Below are 20901 nucleotides of genomic sequence, written 5' to 3' on the forward strand. Positions count from 1 at the left end.
TAATGGTAGAAAAAGAAAATAAAGTTGATTTTTACGGCAAGGTTGCGAAATTTCCTAAAAATACAAAAGCACAAAAAGCATATAACTTCTTAGAAAATATAAGAATACCTAAGAATAAATTGTGGTATTTTATTATAGAAAAAGAAATTGTTGTAAAAGATGAAAATGTTTATGAAGAACTTCAAGTTATTAAGTACAACAATAAAGAAGGTGTAAATTGTCAAAAATTTGTCGAAGCATTAAAAGAATATTATTCATATGATGTAGAAATTTCTAAACATATCCAAGATTTAAAAATCGATGGTAATGATAAATTTTCAATCATTAGAAACATACCAAATATTGAAATTAATGGTAAGAAATTAATTTCAATATTAACTGAGGATTTAATAAAATTACTATATAAATAATTGACTCATATTTTGTTACAATTTAAAACCCTACTTTAATATATAAGTAGGGTTTATTTTTTTGAAAAGAATAAGAATTTACATAATAGCATTAATTATAGGTTTTTTATTTTTCGCATTTATAATAAATAAATATACAAGAATAAAAACAGAATTAAATGAATTAAAATGGCAACATCACAAAACAGTATTGACTTTAACTAAACAAATTGATTATTACAAAAAATCATTTGGATTCATTACCATTTGGTTCACCTATTGATACAAAAAAAAAAACATTAATCTAGCAGAATATTTAATATATTATAATTTATATTGATGTAATTTGCAAAAATTACCATCTTTCATTATATTCCAAGTGTATTGACAATCGGTACATCAGGATACCCACCATTAATTACTAAATCATTTGTAACATTGGTTGAAGGATTTATTGTTATATCTGTACCAACCGCAGGCTCACTATTGGACCTAACCAAATTTAAAATTTCATCTTCTTTGACTTCTATTGGTTTTTTTGAAAATATTGTATTAGTCATTAAATTAACAATATATGAATATTTTGAATTAATTTTAACAATTTTAGCAATATTACCATTTTTTAATTTAACAATATCGCCAATTGTATATTTTTGTCTTTTAAATTCTTCGTATGTTTGTAAATAATTCATATTAACCATATTTTCTTCATAATAATCATCTATAAATTTTCAATTAATGTCTATGTAATCTATATTTTTATTTGAATTACAAAAAATATAATCTTTCATTTATAGATTTTAAATATTTCATTTTTGAGTTTGATTTTGAACCATTTCTGATTCTGTTTTTCCACAATCGATTTTAATTTCATATTGATCAAAAATATCATATAATTTATTAAAAATTGTTTCAGATTCTTCTACATTTGTAGCACTTCTTAATTCATCTGCTACAATAGGTTCTATTTCATTCCAACATGAATCACCAATTATTGCTGATATATTTTGTTGTTGTTCCATTAATAATGAAGCATATTGATTATTAAAATCTATTATTGATATTATATTATTCACATAATCCTGCCATTGTTTAGAAATATCAATAGTCATTTTCCAATTTTCATCATATTGACCATCATCTATTTCTATAAATAATTTACCTTTTACTGGTTGACTATTTACAAATGATTCAAAATTTTTCATATAAATTATATATTAAATATTTATAATAAAAATAACATTAATAGTAATTTTTATTAATAATATTTAGCACTTAACATTATTTCTTACTATTTTTTGAACTATTATTTGAAATAAAGGTCTTGAATATGATGAATTGCTTTGTTTTGAATGAATTATTATTAGTTTTAAAATTATGTGCGTTTGGTATGATTTAAATGTTTATTTTCAGGTTTTGTATAATTTAATATTGGTCTTAAATGTTTTATATTAGAATTTGTTGGTTTTGTATAACTATTGTTAGGTTTTGTATAATATTTAGAATCATTATATACAGGTTTAGTATGTTCTAAATATTCAATAGGTTTATTTTCTGGTTTAATGTAAGTTGGTCTTTCATTAATAAGTGGTTTAACTGGTTCAATTGGTTTAACTACTGGTTTAACTGGTTCAATTGGTTTAACTACTGGTTTAACTGGTTCAATTGGTTTAACTACTGGTTTAACTGGTTCAATTGGTTTAACCGTTTCAACACTTACAGGTTTATATATATTAATAGTAGGTTTGTTTTCGTTAATAAGTGTACCATTATTTGTATTATCTCTTGTACCAGATGTGCTTCCATCATTTCTATGACCATAATAATTATCGTTTGTTCTATAAGTATACCAATCATTATGATAACTCCAATAATTTTGATAATTCAAATAATAACTATAATACCAATAATTATAACCATAATATTCATACCAATCATAATTCCAATATGGTAAATAATAAGGTATATAATAATGATAAGGTATATAATAGTAATAATGATAAGGTATATAATAGTAATAATAAGGCATTGACCAATAAAAATGAACTACACCAATTGAGCCAAGGTATCTATATGTATAATATGTTGAATAATAACCACCATAATAATATGGACTATGAAATCTTTTAATTCTTTGTGTATAATAATAATTGTAGTCATCATAATCTATTTCATAATCTATTGTGTATATACTTTTTTTAATATAAGTTAAAGAATCTTTTTGAATTGTATCAATTTTAACAGAATCAATTACAGTAATTTCTTTTTTTACATTTTTTGGGTAATAATAAATATCATCTTCATATATTTGTGAATATGAGAAGATACTTGCTAAAATTAGCATTGATATAAATAATATTGTTTTCATAATTTAAAATATTTTTTATTTTAAAAACAATTATAATGCCAAATTCTTTTAAAAAATTAAAATTATTCTATGAATAAAACAAAAAAAAAAACGATATTGAAATCATGTCGCCGGTTGGCTCTTACGAGACTCTCATGGCAGCGATAGGATTCAAGAAAACCAATGAAAAAAAAAACTTTGAAATACATCTATAATTAGTGGACAACAACAACTTTTTTACCATTATTTCGTTGCCATTATTTACAAATGGTATACCACCAATATATGTGTTAGCTGACACCCATAAATTCACCCATTGCTTATCAGAAGCACCTAAATCCCAAGTATTTGTAATGTTTGGTAAGAAGTCAGCGTAACTTGTTGTTGCTGATGTTGTTGGGTTAAATGATAAGAATGATTTATCTTGATAGAATATTGTAGATACATAAATTCTTTTCCAAGTATTTGAAGCATTTCCTAAACTATAGTCTGCATCGTTTGGAACAACATTACCATAGATTGTACCACCAGAAATTGAATAGTATAATCCATCAAAATTAGGTTCATTTTGAATATATGACCAATCTAAATTACCTTCTAATGTAGTTGCTGAAACAGTTGTTGCAGTTAATGTTGGAACTGTTAAAGTACCAGTCATTGTGTCACCCGTTTTGAAAACAAATTTTGCATCTGCTGCTGCTTGTGTATAGAATGATGTATTTGCTGACAAGAAGTTGGCATTTGATTGTCCTGTTGTATAGGCATCATATATACCATAACCAGCCAATGTTGTAGGTTTATTCTGTATGTAAACCCAATCTAAGTTACCATGAAATGTGATTGCTGAAACAGTTGTGGCTGTCAATTTTGGAACTGTTAAAGTACCAGTCATTGTGTCACCATTTGTATTAACAAATACATCATCTATTGTTTGACCATTATAGTTAATAGTTGTTGCACTTAAATTAGTAATTGTACCATTTGTTGAGTTAAATGTAGTTGCTGTGGCATTTGTAATATTAGATGTTGTTAACCAAGAAGTTGTTGCGGTTAAATTTGATAAGCTAAGATTTGTTGTAGATACTGTACCAACGAATGTACCATAGAATGTGTTACCTGTTACATTACCTGTAATATTAGCATTATCACTTAACCATAACGTTGAACCACTATATACAAGATTAGTTGTTGTATCAAGTCTATATAGACTTGCATTCCAGAAAGCAATACCATAAGAAATAGGAATATCTTCTCTTGTAGCAACGGCTTGTGTACCACCAGTTGGGTTTGCAGATTCTCCTATTCTAAAATTATCTTGCATTTCATCAAATACAAAAATGTAATTATCTAATGCGCCTCTATCAACTTCAATACCTGAAAATAACATTGTAACACCAGAACCAGTTTCTCCTGAGTTTATTGTGATCATGTTATCTTTAACATTCAATTGCTCAGTATTTACATATGTTGTTGTACCTGATACATACAAATTACCTGTCATATTAACATTACCAGAAACTGTTAATGCTTGTTGACCTGTTTTGTTAATTATTAATTCACCAGTCATCGTATCACCAGTTTTGTAAACAAACTTAGTGTCTGCTTCTGATTGTGTATAGAAAGATGTATTTGCTGATAAAAAATTATTATTTGATTGTTCTATTGTATAAACATCTGTTATACCATAACCAGATGATGTTGTAGGTGTATTTGTTATGTAACTCCAATCTAAATCACCATAAAATGTAGTTGCAGTAATATTGCCTACATTGTTAATACCATTTGTATTTATAGTTGTATCAAAGGTATTAGCACTTAAGAAATTATTATCAATTTCTGTAGCAGTATATATAGTTGCACCTGTCCATTTACCACTGCTATATACAATGGTTTGACCTGATTGTATTCCATTAAAATTAGGACTTAAACCAATAAATGTTTTTTGACTCATATTTTCTCACTTTATTTTTTATGTTTTTATATATTAAATTTAATTTTAATTTTTTATATTTTATGGTATTAATTCACTTGTAAGATCACCATTATCATCAATTTGTACTCTAAATTTAAAACCACTCGGGCTTTCCAAAATAACACCGTTTTTTCCAAGTTTCAAAGTTTCACCAGAAAAAGTTAGATTAGTTGAACCAGTAATGGTAACACCACTCATAAATAAAATTTGAGTATCTGATGTATCTAGAACAAAAGTTCTATTATCAATATAAGTTTTTATGGCTTGTGTTGTTGATAATGTATCATTACCTTCCGTTAATCCTGTGTTTGTTGAAATATTTACAATTGTTATACCACTTATTGTAATACTTTGAGTATAAATATTATACCATTCTTGTGCAATATGACCAAGCGTTAAAGAACTATTTGATGGTAGAATATTACCATAAATTGTACCACCTGATATTGAATAATAAAAACCTGTTAATCCTGTTAATAATTGATTAACTTCATTTTTTGAGTAAAAATCAAAAAATGTTATATTACCACTACCAAATGTTGAACCTGTTTGATTTAAAGTACCATTTAAAATTACTAAATCACCATCTAATTGTAAATCACCTACTACATAATAGTTTCCAAAAATTATATTTTGTGTATTTTCAGCGATTCTGATTGTGGTTGCAGTAGGTATATAATACCAGTTTTTCCAACTTGAAGTATCAATATAATCTTTGACTGCTTTAGTAGTTGAAATACTTTCATTGCCTTCGGTTAATCCAGAATTTGTTGAAATATTATAAATTGTTGATCCACTAAGTAAAGTTAAATAATTAGTATAGAAAGTTTGAGCAGTAATTCCTGAAGGAATATATAAGTTTGTATATGCTGATTCAGGTATTAATGTGTCACCAGAATCAAACCAGTAATTTTCTGCACCAATTTGAGAATCTATATAAGTCTTAATAGCATGTGTAGTTGAAAGGGTATCATTACTTTCAGTTAAACCTGTGTTTGTTGAAATATTTGTTATGGTATTATTAATTGTTAAACCACTTGTTACAATATTCGTAACAAACATTGTTGATGTTGCTTTATTAAATATAAAGCTTGCAGACATATCAATAAATCCTGTAGCATCATTTGGTGTCCAGAATGTAACAGCACTATCAATTGATGTTTCAACCATTGTTACAACATTCTTAAGATTGCCGTCAATACCAATCTTAACTGTACCACCAGATGTTGAAGGATTATCTTGATATATAATATAATAATCAGGTCTTATACCTCTATCAATTACAAAACCTGCAATTCCAGTACCACCACTAACTCCAGCACCAGTTTCACCATAATTTAAAGTAATAACATTATCTTTTATGTATAATTGTTCTGTATTTAATGTAGAAACTGTTCCATTTACTGATAAATTACCTTGAACTGTTAAATTATTGTTTAATACTACATTACCATTTATTGTTTGTGGTGTTGATGTAGGATTATATTTGACACAATTTGCTAAACTATCTGTCAAACCACTAACTTTTGACATGTTTAATGTAGCATTAATCCATTGTGAACCATTATGCCATAAATATTGATATGTGTTTTGTGTTACGTTTGTTATTGTTACATCTTCCAAATCTGGTAAGAATTGAGGTATAGTTCCACTAAAGTCAGCAGTTGTCCAAGTATTTACATGACCATAAACATCAAAAGTTAAACCAACAACTATATTTGAAAGTGAAGGTGTTGTAGTATTTTGACTTACTGTTTTTGTAGCATGCGAAATATAAATATCATTATTTAATGTTCCACCACCTGTCAAACCTGAAACACCCATTACAGTTCTTCCAGTCAATACTGCTTCTGGTTTCCAAGTTAATGCGGTTAAATCTAAGTTGTAATTTGTCCAGCCTGATGTTGTATCATATTTTAAGAAACTATTATTAGTTAATGTTGAAATATTCAATAATACATCAGCCAATGATGCCAATGTCAAACCTGAAAGTGCAGCATAAGTTATGTATCTATAATCTAATACTGCTGTTCCAGCAGAAGGTGATAATTGTGTTTGTGTATAATATAAATCATTATGATTGTGGTCTTTATCAGCATAAAATGATCTGTATAGATTACCACCAAAATATTCATAAGAATAATTTGCATCTATATATCTTTGACCTTCATATAAAGTTACTGCTGTTAAACCAGTATTTATAAATGTTCTACCGCTCCAATTTGTTTCACTACTTAATTCACTTATTAATGTAGGATCTGTAAAGTATAATGAAACAATTTCTTCACCTTCTTTTATTGTACCACCTGTATCAACAAATAGAATTCTATCAGAAGAACCAACCATAAAGTCAAATGATAATTCACCTGACATTACATCACCACTTTTGGCAACAAAATTACCTGTTATACCAGTTGCGGTAATAGGTATCCATTTACCTAAAGCACTATTATACTGTAAGAATTGTCCATCTGTAGCACCAGTTACAACGTCTGTTAAACTACTTAAAGTATGATTATGACTAATAGGTGAAAATAATGCTGTTGTTTGAGCACTTGTATAAAATATAGCATTTGTTTGAGCACTTGTATAGTATGGTGATAAATCAATAGTAACTGAACTATTAACCCATAAATTAAGTGAACTATTAAATACCAATGCTTGTCCGTGTGTTGCTAATGTAATTCCTGAAGAAACATCTAATAAATTTTTCAAGTATGTAACACCAGTTCCACCAGAAAGATTAAATAATAAATTATCAACTTCTACTTTTGAGTATGTTTGTGCAGTTGTATAATAACCACTTAAATCAACATTAGCAGTAACATCAAGCCAAGTGTCTTTTGTATTATTCAATATAAAGACTCTACCTTCAAGTTCATTACAAGTAACAACCTGACCAGCATATCTTCTTGCATTAGTCAAATATGCGTTCATGTCTGATTCAGTCGCAAATACTGAATCTATGTCTAATGAATTAGCGTATTGTCTTTTGAATTGTAATGGAAATAATAGTTCTGCCATATTCTTTTATTTATATTGTTACATTATATGTTGCTGTTGTACTAAAAGGTTCAACTGGTGTATAGATATAAACTTTATAGTTTATAGCACTATAACCATTTGCGCCTTGTACTGAGACAGTAGTTTGTGTAAATATATCTTTAATTTCAGCGTTCAAACCTTCAACATACTTAACGGATGTAACATTTTGTAATGTTGATGGATAAGCAAATACAACATTCCAAGCACCTGATGGAATATTTATTGTAAACGTTGAACCATTCACTGGACCAAGAATCGAACCAGATAAAGCTCTTATTAAAGTGCTTGTTGTACCTGAATTTGAATTACCATAAAAAGCTTTTCTTTTACCAGTAATTGTTACTGTTCTAACTTCTGTAGCACCAGGATATGGGCTATTATAAGGTTGAGAATTACTATCTATTGGTTGAACACCTGTTGAGAAAGTACAACTACCACTATATGTATTTGGACCATCAATAATGGTATATGTTTGTAATGTTGGTGTATTAACAGTAGTAGTGATTCCGTTTATTATGCAATTTGTAGCATCACCTATTCTATAATTTTGCCAAGCATTTGGGTCCCATATACCACCAACTAAATTTCCAAGAATACTACCTCTTGAGAAATTGTATGTAAATGCTATTAATGGTTCTGAACCAGATTCTAAATTTGCAGATTGATTTGTAGTTAATGAGAAAGTAGGTGCGTTTAATGTAGGATAAAATGTTGTTGTTAATAATTCTTTAACAAAATCTGTGAAAGTTGTTCCACTTGGTAATAATGTTTGTGAAGAAATACCACCAACGGATAACATTGAAGTTACATTTTCTGTTAACACACTTTCTCCTACAGTTGATGAATTAATCCAATATGAACCATCCCATATTATAGTTTGACCAGAAACCAATGAAATTAGATTTACATCAGATAAGCCACTTATAGCGGCACCTTGTATATCACTCAATAAATGTGTATGAGCAGTGTTAGACAAATCATAAAAATTATGAGTATGTGAAGTTAATGAATACTGACTATGAGTATGAGCCGTATTTGTAATATCGCTCCAAACATGAGTATGACCTGTGGGTGAATAACTTGTTAAAACTGCAACTGTTTGAGCTGAAGTCCAATATGCACTCAAATCCGTAACATTTTGTACTAGTTGAACCCAGTTCGCAGGATTTGAATAAGGTAATGCAGCAAGATAATAAACACCATTATTAGATGGTGTATAATCGTTATAAACTGTAACGACCATACCAGGATATGTATAATTAGTACCATCATTCGCTAACCAAATAGATGCGTTAGTAAGGTCGGCTTTAGTTCCAACCACAGACCTTGCATCTAACGGAGCCGCTATTTGAGGTTCGAAGTTTGCTGAAAATGATGCTATACCTTTTATTCTTGACATTACTTACTATATATTTTTTATGTTGTATAAAATCTTAATTTTCTTGCACCAATTGTTGCAGTATTATTTGTCCATAAAATATAAGGTACTGTAATACCTTGTATTATTTCTGAACTAGCAGATGTTGTAAATGTTAATAAACTATTTGTTTTTGTTCCACCTATCCATTCCCAAGTATTACTTACTGTATTAAAGAATTGAATGCCTGTAATTGTTGACCAAGCAACTGGAAATTTTGCTTTTTGTTTATTTACACCATCTTCACCAACCATATCAATTTCAACATATGCTGAATTCATTAATGTCAATGGTTGTTTTGTTAATGTTGTTATATTTGATGTTGTTCCAAAATAAGGATAAACACCAATTATCGAAACAGATTGTGTTGATGTTGTCCCTGCAGGAAGTGGAGAATTATAATTATTTCCTTTGCTTGATTTAGGTTGAACACCCATAGAGTAAGAAACAGTATTTGTCCAAGTATGTGTTCCTGCTGAAACGTAGAAATTATATGATATTTGTGAATCTGATAATGATGTTGAAGGTATAGAATAAGTCATACCGTTAGGACCATTATAGTTATAATTTGTAGGATTACCACTTCTATAAGGACTTGTTGCAGTATATTGTGGATTTATTGAACCTCTGTTAAATGTTGCAGTAAAATTCAATGTCAAACTTTCACCGATTTCATGAAGTCCTGCTTGTGTTAAGCTAAATCCGTTACTTGGTGCTGTTAATGTTGGGAATAATTCTGGATATAACATCATATCAAATATTTCATAAATTGATTTATTTTCTAAATTTGTACCACTTGCAATACCACCAACAGCAATAGCAGTTGTTCCTGCTTCATTAAATATAACTTGTTGAGCTAAATGAGTATGACCAGTTGTTGAATAACCCTGTAATAATGCGTTAGTTTGAGAACTTGTATAATAATCACTTAAATCAACATCAAAATCGGCATTAACCCAAGTACCACCAGAATATATTAAAACATCTCCATCAAATGGTAATGTAATATCAACATCAGTTAAATTATTTAAATCATGAGTATGTGAAGTTAAACTATAGTTTGTTAATATATTATCAACTTGTGTTTTGGTATAATAAATTGCTGTTGAACCTGAAAATGTTGCAGCACTTATTAACAATTCAATTTCAGCTTTATCATATACTTGTAATTTAGTATAATATCTATCATCTAATGTACCAGTACCATAAGGTGTTCCAGGTTGTGGATTTAATTCTGTTTTTGTATAATATAAATTATTATGACTATGACCAGTTGTTTTTAAATCATAGAAACCTATTTGATGAGGATTTGTAGCACCAGTCATTAAAATATGTGATGTCAATGCAGTACTTGAAGCAAATCCTGTTAATAATGTGTTTATTTGTGATTGTGTATAATATCTTTCATCATGAGTGTGTGAAGTATTACTTAAACTTGCTAAACTATGAGTATGCGCAGTATTTTGTAAATCACTTAAATTATGAGTGTGTGAAGTTATAGAATAAATAGAAGCTAAATTAGAAAATAAACTATCTATTTGTCCTTGTGTATAGAATGAAGTATTTGCTGATAAGAAATTAGCATCTATTTCATCTTTAGTATAAAGACTTGTTGAAGCACTAATAAAATTGGCATCTATTTGACTTATTGTATAGGTCTGTAACTTAGTATAATATCTATCATCTAAAGCACCAACACCAAGTGGACTGTTTACAGGTAACAATTCTGTTTTTGTGAAATATCTATCATCATGTGAGTGTCCTGTTACTGAATAATTTTTAGCAGTTTCACCACTAGTTTCAATAACTTCACCACCAACTGTTAATTTACCATCACTTGTAATAGAGATAGGAACACTATCAATATAAATAGTTGAACCAGATACCCATAATTCTTTCCATTGTCTTGTCGGTGAACCAAGAGAAAATGTTCCGTTTGTAGCAGGTATTAAACTACCAGTAATACCAGTTGTTCCTGCTAAAGGAATATACAAATTATCTAATTGACCGTTATCTAATTCTGATTTTGTATAATAATTACTTAAATCAAAAGATACTGCTGAATTAATCCATAAACCATTATAATAAATCAAGAAATCATTATTTTGAGGTGATGTTATAGAAATTCCACTTAATCCACCGAAATAATGTGTATGTGAACTTAAACTATAATTATTAAATAAATTAATTGTACTTGCAGAAAGGAAATTATTTTCAACTTCTGATTTTGTGTAAACTAAAGTACTTGCACTTAGGAAATTATCATCAATTTCTTGTTTAGTATAAGTTTGTAACTTAGTGTAATACAAATCATCTAATTGTCCACCATCCAATTCTAATTTTGTATAATAAATATCACTATGAGTGTGTGAAGTATTTACTATATCAGACCATAAGTGTGTATGTGCTGTTACAATATCACCCCAAACATGAGTGTGTGATGTGTTACTCAAACCATAAAAACTATGAGTGTGAGATGTGAGAGAATATTGATTGTGAGTATGAGAAGTTAAAGAATAATCAGTATGTGTATGTGAACTCAAAGCATAATCGGTGTGAGTGTGTGAACTCAAAGAATAGTCAGGATGTGTATGACCTGTTATGCTAAAATTAGCATCAATATATTCTCTTGTATAAAATGATGTATTTGCTGATAGGAAATTTGCATTTGCTTCAGATTGTGAATAAAATGATGTATTTGCTGATAGGAAATTATCATCAATTTCATCTTTCGTATAAGTTTGTAGTTTGGTGTAATATCTATCATCTAATTCACCAGTTCCACCAGGTGTTCCAGGTTGAGGATTTAGTTCTGCTTTTGTATATACATCATCTTTTGAATATACATCAGTAATACCATATCCACTTACACCTGTTGGTGTGTTATAAATATGAACCCAATTAATCCAAACATCGTTTGTTGATGAACTTAAATCATAAATAGTATAATAATTGCTTGTGAAAGCACTTGTATCAAAAGTGAATGAACTATTAACCCACAAACCATCTTTGTAAACCAAAACTTCATTATTTGTTATTGCACTTAAAGATACATCTATAAGTTCAACTAAATTATGAGTATGTGAAGTTAATGAATAATCTTGTAAAATATTTGTTATTGCGGTTTGAGTGTAGTATCTATTATCTAAAGCACCTAAATTAAGTTCTTCTTTAGTATAATAATCTATTTCTGCAGCTTGTTGTTGAACAATAGTCTTTTGAACAGAATTTAATTTTTCCAATGCAGATATAGCAACAATATTACTTTCAAAATCTAAAACAATATCATTGGAATTTTCAACCTTTATATAAACAAAATTTGACTTATAATAAAAATATGCTAATTTTGGATCTACGGTGTATTTTAATGTACCATATTTATCGTATATTTTTATATACTTGTCCTCTGCGGTAGGTGTTGATATAAAAGTATTTAAAGTATAGTTATATGTTACCATCAAAAAGACTATTCTGTTTTTATGTATATATTAATACCAAAAACTAATTTTTTGGAAATTACATTTTTTCTACATTTTTTCTACATTTTTAATGTAATTAAATTTAATATATAAATTAAAAAACTTGATGTATGAGTGGTGTAAAAACGATTATCATTGATGAAGATATTCATAAAAAATTAAAAAAATATTGTAAAGACAATAAATTAAAAATTAATGAACTTGTAAATAATTTAATCAAGGATTATCTTAATTTTGAATTAAAAGAAAAATCTTTGTTACCTTTAATTTTGAAAGATAACAAAGGAGACATTTTTGAAACTATAATTTGTTCTGAAATTACTTCTGAATATAGAAATTCATTACCTAAAGGAATAACTCTGATAAGAAACAGTAAGGATGGTAGTGGTTATATTGCTAATTATAAGCAAGTTTAATCTATTAATTTAGAATATATATATTGTCGTATGGTCAAACCACCTGTATTGGGAATTATATTTCGCATCCATGTGTGATCAACACTCATTTTCCATTTAGTAGAATCCCATTCACCTGTAACACTATCAACATTACATATCCAACATATATCATCTTTCATACATGATTGTCCATAAAAATAAGTGATAGAACTATTATAATTACTTTCCATTAAAATAATTTGTTTCAATGGTTCTAAATCACCTCTAATATATTTTGTTATATTATCGGCCAATACAGATAAATATTGAGTTCCCCATCTATCAGATTGTCTTATCGTTAATCTTACTATATAATAGTGACCTTCTTGTATAATAGCAGATGGTTCTAAAATTAAAGTATTTCCACTTATGTTCTCTATGATATATTTATTATTATTTATTTCTATAGTTCTACCTATGTAATCTTCTGTAAATATTTTTGTATTATCTATTAATATATTTTCGGATGAACCTGTTGATGTTATACCTGAATCTGCAACATGAGTCATTTGTATTAAACCAACTACATCTATTTGTACATTCTTAACAGCATATTCTCTTCTTTTATTACCAGCTTTTATTGATTCATCATTTGTATAGTATAATATTGTTTGCTTTTTCCAAACATTATCAATTTCACCATCTTCAAAATACCAATAAATATCTGTTTTTCTTGAAAAATAATAACCATTTACTTTTATATATTCTAAATTTTTTTCAACAACTGGTTCACTAAAAACTTTAGTACCATTTACTAGTGTCATGGTTTTATAATAAACGACTTTTTTTAACTCACCATTTTCAACAAATGGTACTCTAAATAAACCCAATATAGAAAAATCTATTTCATGGGGTGGTAAATAAGGATCATAAGATTTATCAAAGATTAATTCATATATTTTATATTTTTTGTTAAAAATTGGTTCACCATCATGATTTGCAACAATATTGTTTAATATTACAATATCTTCTTCAATTAAATCATTGATGAAAGTAAGAGTACAATTTAAATTATCAGATTGTATATTATCTATGGTATTAGTTATTTCAGAATTTTCTATTTCTTTATTTAATTTTTCCAAATTTACTTTATTATTTGGAAAATCACTTAAATAAATATACTTTTATTTTATTTTTCATTTTATTATATTATTTTTATGAAATTCTCCAAAATTCCATTCTAGCATATCGCAATCTACCAGTATTACCATTTACCCTGTAATCCATATCAAATGTATTTACACCAGAAATTGTCACATAAAAGAAACCACTAACAGAATGCCAATTAATTGTATCTTTTGGTTCAATTGAAGCTTTATTATATGTAGTTGTATCATTGTGTTGAATTCTAATATATATTGAATTATTTGTATTATTAGTTGTTACTTCAGCATTCCAACCAACCCTATATTTACCATTTGGTAAATTTGGAGTTGTAATATTTAATCTTTGTAAATATGTTTTATTTGTAAAATTAATTTGAGTATCGTTTGAAACTTCCTGAAAATATGTTCCCAAAATAGCACTTTGCCATTCAGGTGCAGTTGCACCAGAATTCATCATTAAAGTTTGTCCACTGGTGCCTTTTGGTAATTTTACTAATGTTGTTGAATTAGAAGCATATAAAATATCTCCCTGTGTATAACCTGTTATATTTGTTCCACCTTTTTCAACCGATAAAATTCCAGTTGCAATAGATAAATCGATACCACCAGCTTCTCCCTTCAAAGCTAAAACATCCCAATATGTTGAAGCTGTTGTTGGTATTTGTCCTGTATTATCTAATATACAAACATATGAAGTACCCTGATAATATACAGCCTGATTTTTTGTATATCCACTTGAAATTGACCAATTTCCTTCCCAAGTTATATCTCCATCAGCACCTTTATCACCTTTATCACCTTTAGGTCCAACTGCGCCTTTTAATGCTGACATTTTAACAATATTTAAACCACCATTACCAATAACACCACTAGTTGAAGTCGAACTTGCACCATACACTGATATTGTTGAACCACTTTCTACATAAGTAACAACTTTTGCAATAAATTCATGTTGTTCATTTTTGTAAACACTAATAACACTAGTTCCACCAGATATTAAAACATTATTTTTCCTAATTTGTATACCTAAAGATTGAGATACGGGTGTTATAGCATTGGAATTAAATGAAATCATATAAACACCACTTTCATAGATTGTAAAACCAGTTGATGATGTATATTTAATAATTGTAGGTTCATTTTCTAATTGCTTAATAACAAAAGGAATAACGGCATAAACACCATTAGTGCTTAACGAATGAGAACCATCTATCAATACACTCAATGATGGTAAATCTTGTTCTTCACCACCCGAAAGAGATTCTATAGCTTGTTTAACCCTTTCTGGACTCCACAATCTATCTGTTGTTAATGTTCCACCAGTGGCTTCTTCAAAAGTTACAGATATCGGAGTATTAATTAAATAATTCCAATCATACATTGAATTTAACCAAGTGTTTCCAGAATATATTAATGTATGACCTGTTTGTGGATTATTTATTGTTGTGTCTGTTAATGCACTTAATGTAGTTGTTGTTGATATTCCAGTCAAATGTGAACCATCACCATAATAAGTTGTAGCTGTTATATTACCATTGTTATTAATACCATTGGTATTTATAATATTATTAAAAGTATTAGCACTTAAATAATTAGAATCGCTTTGTGTTTTTGTATAATACTGTGTATTATGATTGTGTAAAGTGCTAGCATCAAAACCTTTTGTTAAAGTATTATAATCTGTTTGTGTTAAATGATAATATTGATTTGACATACCTCCCTGCAAACCACTTAAAGTATTATGGGTTGTTGCAACAGAAGAAGTTAAAATAGTTGTAAATGGAGATTGTATATCAGCAATTGATGTTGGTCCACCACTCTCATTTTTAGTTATCAATTTACCAATAAATCTACCAGTTGAATATAAACCCACCTCAGGTGATAAATCTGTTGTTAAAACAGGTGCTGATTTTGCACTTTCTAACGAATCATATTCGCCTCTACCATAAACAATTGCATAATTAGTAAAACCTGTTCTATAATCCAATATAACATATAAGTAATGAACAGTATAATAATTTAATGTTGCAGATGATAATACACCTGAATTATCCCAGTGTGAATAATCTAAAATAGTAGAACCAGTAATTTTTGTATATGTTCCACCAGAACCATAAATATATGTAAAAGTGTCTGTATCAGAATCAAAATTATCATGATTTATCTGGTTTGATGCAACAAAGAATGTACCATTACTAACATTAAATTTAACTTGACCTTGAACAGTAGTGTTATCAGATATTACAGAACCTCCAGGTTGATGTTCATAACCATATAAAAAGAAGTCTTTTTTAGCATTTTTTGTAATATAATTTCTACCATAAAAACGCATATCAACAATATCTAAATTGTTATCTACTCTATTAATAAAATAAATTGGTAACTTACTTAAACCTATTTCATCAACTATGTCTGTATCAACAACTAAATGTAATGTTCCACCACTATAAGAAATATAAATATAATTTGTGGTATTGTTTGTTAAACTAATATTTGTTTGTCCTGAAAAATATGTTCCAATCAATTCACTTGTTTCTAAGTCTTGCATTCTCATCACAGCCGAACCATATCCTATATTTATTGTACCATCACCATTATCAGTCAAATCAAAACCATTAATTGATGTTGATGATAAATAATTACTTAAAATTGTTTGAACATTATTATATTGTGGATATAAATCATTTGCATCGTTTTTCCAAGTTATTGATGACAAACTATGTTGATTCCAATCATTTCTACCTATCAATTCATTGTGTGTTATTGATCTTGATTTCCATGTTCCACCTGTATAATAAACAAAATAATTGTCTAAAGCACCACCAGTATCAACATCATTTAAATCATTAAAAAGTATTGATTCTTTTGTAAAATGTATTGTTGTATCACCTGTATGAGAATTAAAATAAGTTAAATTTGTTTTTAAATTTAATTCTGTTTGTAAATTAGTAATATCTTCTATAATATGAGTATGTGCTGTTGATGTTAAATTATTAAAAGTTGTTTCATGTGGATTATTAGTGTTACCTGTATGATTATAAAAATTAGTTATTTCAGTAAAACCTGTTAGTATATTATTAATTTGTGTAATAGTGTATGTTTGACCTGTGTTATAAACTTCTTGTTTTGTATAATATAATGAATTGTGATGGTGTAATGAACTAGCATCTGATGAACCATTTCTTAATGTATTATAATCTGATAATGTTAAATGGTAATAATCATTTACCGCACCACCTTGAATACCTGTTAAAGCATTATGATTTGATACACCACCACCAGAACCAAGAGTTTGATCAAAAGCACTATAAACGGCATATGCTGATGTTTCACCCGAACCAATAACAATTTTACCAACCAATATAGTCATCATTTTTATGAAATTTGGTATTGTTGGTAATGAAGAGTTTATTGCATCACTTAAATTATATTCGTTATTTCCTAAAATATAATGTATTGAATGTTCAATATTATGTTCTGTCATATCTCTAAATACCCAGACAACAGTATATTTATCTGGACTCAAAAGTTGTTTATCAATACCATCATCATATTCTGTATTATTATAATATTCTACGGATTGATGTACCCAATTACCACCAGAGTGAAACCATTCAAAAGTATTTGCACTATTTTGAGTAACTTCTGACAAATTTTTTCTATCTATACCATAGTAAGCTAAACCAGAACTAATAGATATAACCCTATTATTTTCACTTAATAATAATCCACTCATCCATTTAATATTATCTGTTTCTAAAATTCTTCTAGCTGTTTTAATAGGAAGACTTAAGCCAATAACACCATAGTCTATTTCATGAGAATGTCCATCAGGGAATAAATAAGCTCTATAAGCTGGAACCATATTACTAGCATTAATGGATAAAGGATTTAATGTATTTTTATAAATAGGTGTTCCACCAGAATAATCAATATAAATATAATTTACATAGTTTGGTGTTAAAGTTAAAGTTTGTCCACTAACATAATATAATTTTAATGATGAGCTAAAATTATCATCGGAGTGTATCATTGTATATGCGCTAGATAATGTAACTGTACCATCTTTATTATCAATTATATTTATTTTTGTAATATTACCAGGCGTATACCATTTTCTTAAAGTATCTAATTCAGTTATTGCATTTTGAACATCAATAGCATTTAAAAATGTATTATTATTATTATATGAAATTGTGCTAGAGGATAAATTTATTAAAGAATACCAGGTATCATTAACATATGTTCTTATATCTGTGTCACTTAATTCTAATCTATCTTTCCAAACATTTGTATACTCTCTAATATTAAATGTATTACCTGTTGTGGTTCCAATATCCCAAAATCTATTTTGGGACATATCTAAACTTGTACCATCTACAAAACTTATTTTAGTATCACCAGATAAAGAATAATTCCATAATTTTACACCAGTATATTGAGAATCTATAATTGAAAAACTATTTTTATTATATGCTGAAAATGTTTCGTAATTTATAGAGTCACCAATTATTAATTGAACTTCATCTGTGATATTTAATCTAGGATATTGATCTAATGGTGCAGAAAAAATTTGCAATCTAGATTGTAAAGGAATTGTTGTATTTGCAATAACTTGTCCAACTAAATTTGAAACAGTAATTCTAATATAATAAAGATAAAAACCATCAGAATTGATAACTATTTTTTCCCAATCATTAATATTATCTAAATTCCACATTACATAACCATTTTCTGAAAAACCATTAGAATTATCTACTAAACTTAAACCTGTAGTTATTTCTATCCAAGAATTGCCATTCCAATATTCAAACTTTGGATTTGAACTTGTGCATTTTTCAAACAAATTAAAATATATTGAATTAAATGGTGAATAAGATCCACAATATAAAATATCTGATTCACTTGAAAAAATTGTAAATTCGTTTTGTTTACTATATTTAGAATTTTCTGTATATTCTGTAAAATTAATATTATCTGTTGTTGAATATATTTTCTTAAATAATAATGGATTTATAGAAAGTGATGTTGTAAATGTTGAACCTGTTTTAATATCAGATATTTTTATAACACCATTTTCATCAATATTAAATAAAGATTTATCATAAATATTTCTAAATTCAAATGAATTTATTTTACCTTTTCTTAATCCGAAGTCTATTAATTTTGTACCATTATCACTAAAAGAAATTGATTGTTGGAATAAATCACTAGAACCATCAATAACTAATGAATTCAATTCAGGATCTAATGTATTAATATAATAAGATGCACCAGTTGAATATTGAACATATTTTGAATTTGTATATGTCTGACCATTATTTATATTAATAACTGACTCATCATTTAATATTATCGAATTTGTACCAGGTATTTCTAAAATACAACCAGTCAATTTTATTTCTGATTGATTATTTAATGTAATTTGTGTATCAACGTTCCAAATATTTGTGGCACCAAATAATTCGACATATGCAGTATTTTCTAAAATTACAGCATTGTTTGAATTTGAAAATTCACTTGATTCTATATAAGCTGTTGATCCGTCTAATACATGTAAATCTATATTATTATATTGTGTAAATAAGAGATCAACATCTAATTGTGACAAATTATATACTTCTAAACCATTAGTACAATAAGATATATTACAATTAATAAGATAAACTATTGAATTGTTTATATCTATACCTGTTTTAAAATTTTTAATATCAATAAATTTAATGTAAACTTCATTTTGTATATCAATTAGTGAAATACTAGTTATATCAGAAATATTATTATCATTTTTAATTGTAAAGTTTGATAATGATGTTGTTGAAGCACTTATTTGTATTAATGTATTACCAGATGGAAAATTTTCAGATGGTAATAAAAATGTTGATTGTGTTTCTCTACCAAAAATAGATAGTATATTTTCATTATTTAATAATATTGAATTATCAATAAAATGCTCACCTTGTTCTAATAATATTGAACATGGTTTATTTAAAATATTTGCAAAATCAATGGCTTGTTTCAATGTTTTATATGAAGAACTATATTGTGAAACTCTTAATAGATAAGGTTCATTATTATTACCTAAGACAACACGATATTTTCTTTCTGGATTACCATTTGCACCAAAATTACAAGAAATTAGTTCATATCTATCATCAGATACATATAAAGTAAAACCACTATTCTGTGCAATATTTTGACCTGAAATTGTGTTTATTGTAATTTTATTAGATGATGAAACCAACCTTGGTTTAGAAATATAAATACTTTTGCCTTCATTATTTTCATCAGCATCTGGTATTATTACAATCATATCACCACCAGAATCATCTAAATAATAAACAGTGTTAAACTTAGTAATTGTCCAGTTACCAGGACTATTCAAAGTACAACCCATTGTACCAGAAGTTGTACCAGAAACACCATCATATGTTAAATATATAACATCTTTATATAATTCAGTTGTTTGTACAAATTTTGTAATATCGTCTATAGGTTTATAATACTCATCTAATAGATAAATATATTCGTTTGAAATCGCATCTTTTAAATCTTGCGAATTTAAAATTTCATTTTCTGTAAAAAATTCATTTATAGTTAGACCTGATACAGGGTGAATTAATTCTAATTCACCCATATCATGTATAGTCAAACCTGTTATGTTACCTGTTGTGTATAATCTTATTACATTCATGTAATGTTTTATTTT

Annotated in this window: 11 protein-coding genes; 2 read left to right on the top strand and 9 right to left on the bottom strand. The window is 27.5% G+C overall.

Annotated elements, in window-relative coordinates:
* Positions 1 to 2: 2 nt before the first annotated feature.
* Positions 3 to 410: a hypothetical protein gene (locus HPY57_13900; protein ID NPV12860.1), complete on the top strand. Its 408-nt coding sequence runs from the start codon at positions 3 to 5 to the stop codon at positions 408 to 410.
* 347 nt (positions 411 to 757) lie between these two features.
* Here HPY57_13900 and HPY57_13905 read toward each other — a convergent pair whose 3' ends face one another.
* From HPY57_13905 to HPY57_13935, 7 genes are all read right to left on the bottom strand, one after another.
* On the bottom strand, positions 758 to 1090 hold the full coding sequence (locus HPY57_13905; protein NPV12861.1) for a hypothetical protein: 333 nt from the start codon (positions 1088 to 1090) through the stop codon (positions 758 to 760).
* A 108-nt stretch (positions 1091 to 1198) separates the two neighbouring features.
* Positions 1199 to 1594 carry a hypothetical protein gene (locus HPY57_13910; protein ID NPV12862.1) on the bottom strand — a complete coding sequence of 132 codons (396 nt, stop codon included), beginning with the start codon at positions 1592 to 1594 and terminating at the stop codon, positions 1199 to 1201.
* Positions 1595 to 1764: 170 nt separating this feature from the next.
* Positions 1765 to 2757 carry a hypothetical protein gene (locus HPY57_13915; protein ID NPV12863.1) on the bottom strand — a complete coding sequence of 331 codons (993 nt, stop codon included), beginning with the start codon at positions 2755 to 2757 and terminating at the stop codon, positions 1765 to 1767.
* Between the two features lie 121 nt (positions 2758 to 2878).
* Positions 2879 to 4687 carry a hypothetical protein gene (locus HPY57_13920; protein NPV12864.1) on the bottom strand — a complete coding sequence of 603 codons (1809 nt, stop codon included), beginning with the start codon at positions 4685 to 4687 and terminating at the stop codon, positions 2879 to 2881.
* 60 nt (positions 4688 to 4747) lie between these two features.
* Positions 4748 to 7732, bottom strand: a complete 2985-nt coding sequence (locus HPY57_13925; GenBank protein NPV12865.1) for a hypothetical protein — start codon at positions 7730 to 7732, stop codon at positions 4748 to 4750.
* A 10-nt stretch (positions 7733 to 7742) separates the two neighbouring features.
* Positions 7743 to 9152 (bottom strand): hypothetical protein, encoded by a 1410-nt coding sequence (locus tag HPY57_13930; protein NPV12866.1) that lies wholly within the window; start codon positions 9150 to 9152, stop codon positions 7743 to 7745.
* Positions 9153 to 9169: 17 nt separating this feature from the next.
* Positions 9170 to 12628 carry a hypothetical protein gene (locus tag HPY57_13935; protein ID NPV12867.1) on the bottom strand — a complete coding sequence of 1153 codons (3459 nt, stop codon included), beginning with the start codon at positions 12626 to 12628 and terminating at the stop codon, positions 9170 to 9172.
* 131 nt (positions 12629 to 12759) lie between these two features.
* Between HPY57_13935 and HPY57_13940 the strand changes: the two genes are divergently transcribed.
* A complete protein-coding gene (locus tag HPY57_13940) occupies positions 12760 to 13065 on the top strand; it encodes a hypothetical protein (protein NPV12868.1) in 306 nt (101 codons plus the stop codon).
* Here HPY57_13940 and HPY57_13945 read toward each other — a convergent pair.
* Together HPY57_13945 and HPY57_13950 are read right to left on the bottom strand one after the other, a co-directional pair.
* Complete coding sequence (locus HPY57_13945) at positions 13062 to 14168, bottom strand: hypothetical protein (protein NPV12869.1); 1107 nt, start codon at positions 14166 to 14168, stop codon at positions 13062 to 13064. The two genes, HPY57_13940 and HPY57_13945, sit on opposite strands and share 4 nt — an antisense overlap.
* A 73-nt stretch (positions 14169 to 14241) precedes the next feature.
* Positions 14242 to 20886 carry a hypothetical protein gene (locus HPY57_13950; GenBank protein ID NPV12870.1) on the bottom strand — a complete coding sequence of 2215 codons (6645 nt, stop codon included), beginning with the start codon at positions 20884 to 20886 and terminating at the stop codon, positions 14242 to 14244.
* Between the last annotated feature and the right edge of the window lie 15 nt (positions 20887 to 20901).

Source organism: Ignavibacteria bacterium, from assembly GCA_013177855.1.
Classification (GTDB): domain Bacteria; phylum Bacteroidota; class Ignavibacteria; order Ch128b; family Ch128b; genus Ch128b.

Coding starts and splice junctions, on each gene's coding strand:
- HPY57_13900 (NPV12860.1), top strand. CDS start 3: ATGGTAGAAAAAGAAAATAAAGTTGATTTTTACGGCAAGGTTGCGAAA.
- HPY57_13905 (NPV12861.1), bottom strand. CDS start 1,090: ATGGTTAATATGAATTATTTACAAACATACGAAGAATTTAAAAGACAA.
- HPY57_13910 (NPV12862.1), bottom strand. CDS start 1,594: ATGAAAAATTTTGAATCATTTGTAAATAGTCAACCAGTAAAAGGTAAA.
- HPY57_13915 (NPV12863.1), bottom strand. CDS start 2,757: ATGAAAACAATATTATTTATATCAATGCTAATTTTAGCAAGTATCTTC.
- HPY57_13920 (NPV12864.1), bottom strand. CDS start 4,687: ATGAGTCAAAAAACATTTATTGGTTTAAGTCCTAATTTTAATGGAATA.
- HPY57_13925 (NPV12865.1), bottom strand. CDS start 7,732: ATGGCAGAACTATTATTTCCATTACAATTCAAAAGACAATACGCTAAT.
- HPY57_13930 (NPV12866.1), bottom strand. CDS start 9,152: ATGTCAAGAATAAAAGGTATAGCATCATTTTCAGCAAACTTCGAACCT.
- HPY57_13935 (NPV12867.1), bottom strand. CDS start 12,628: ATGGTAACATATAACTATACTTTAAATACTTTTATATCAACACCTACC.
- HPY57_13940 (NPV12868.1), top strand. CDS start 12,760: ATGAGTGGTGTAAAAACGATTATCATTGATGAAGATATTCATAAAAAA.
- HPY57_13950 (NPV12870.1), bottom strand. CDS start 20,886: ATGAATGTAATAAGATTATACACAACAGGTAACATAACAGGTTTGACT.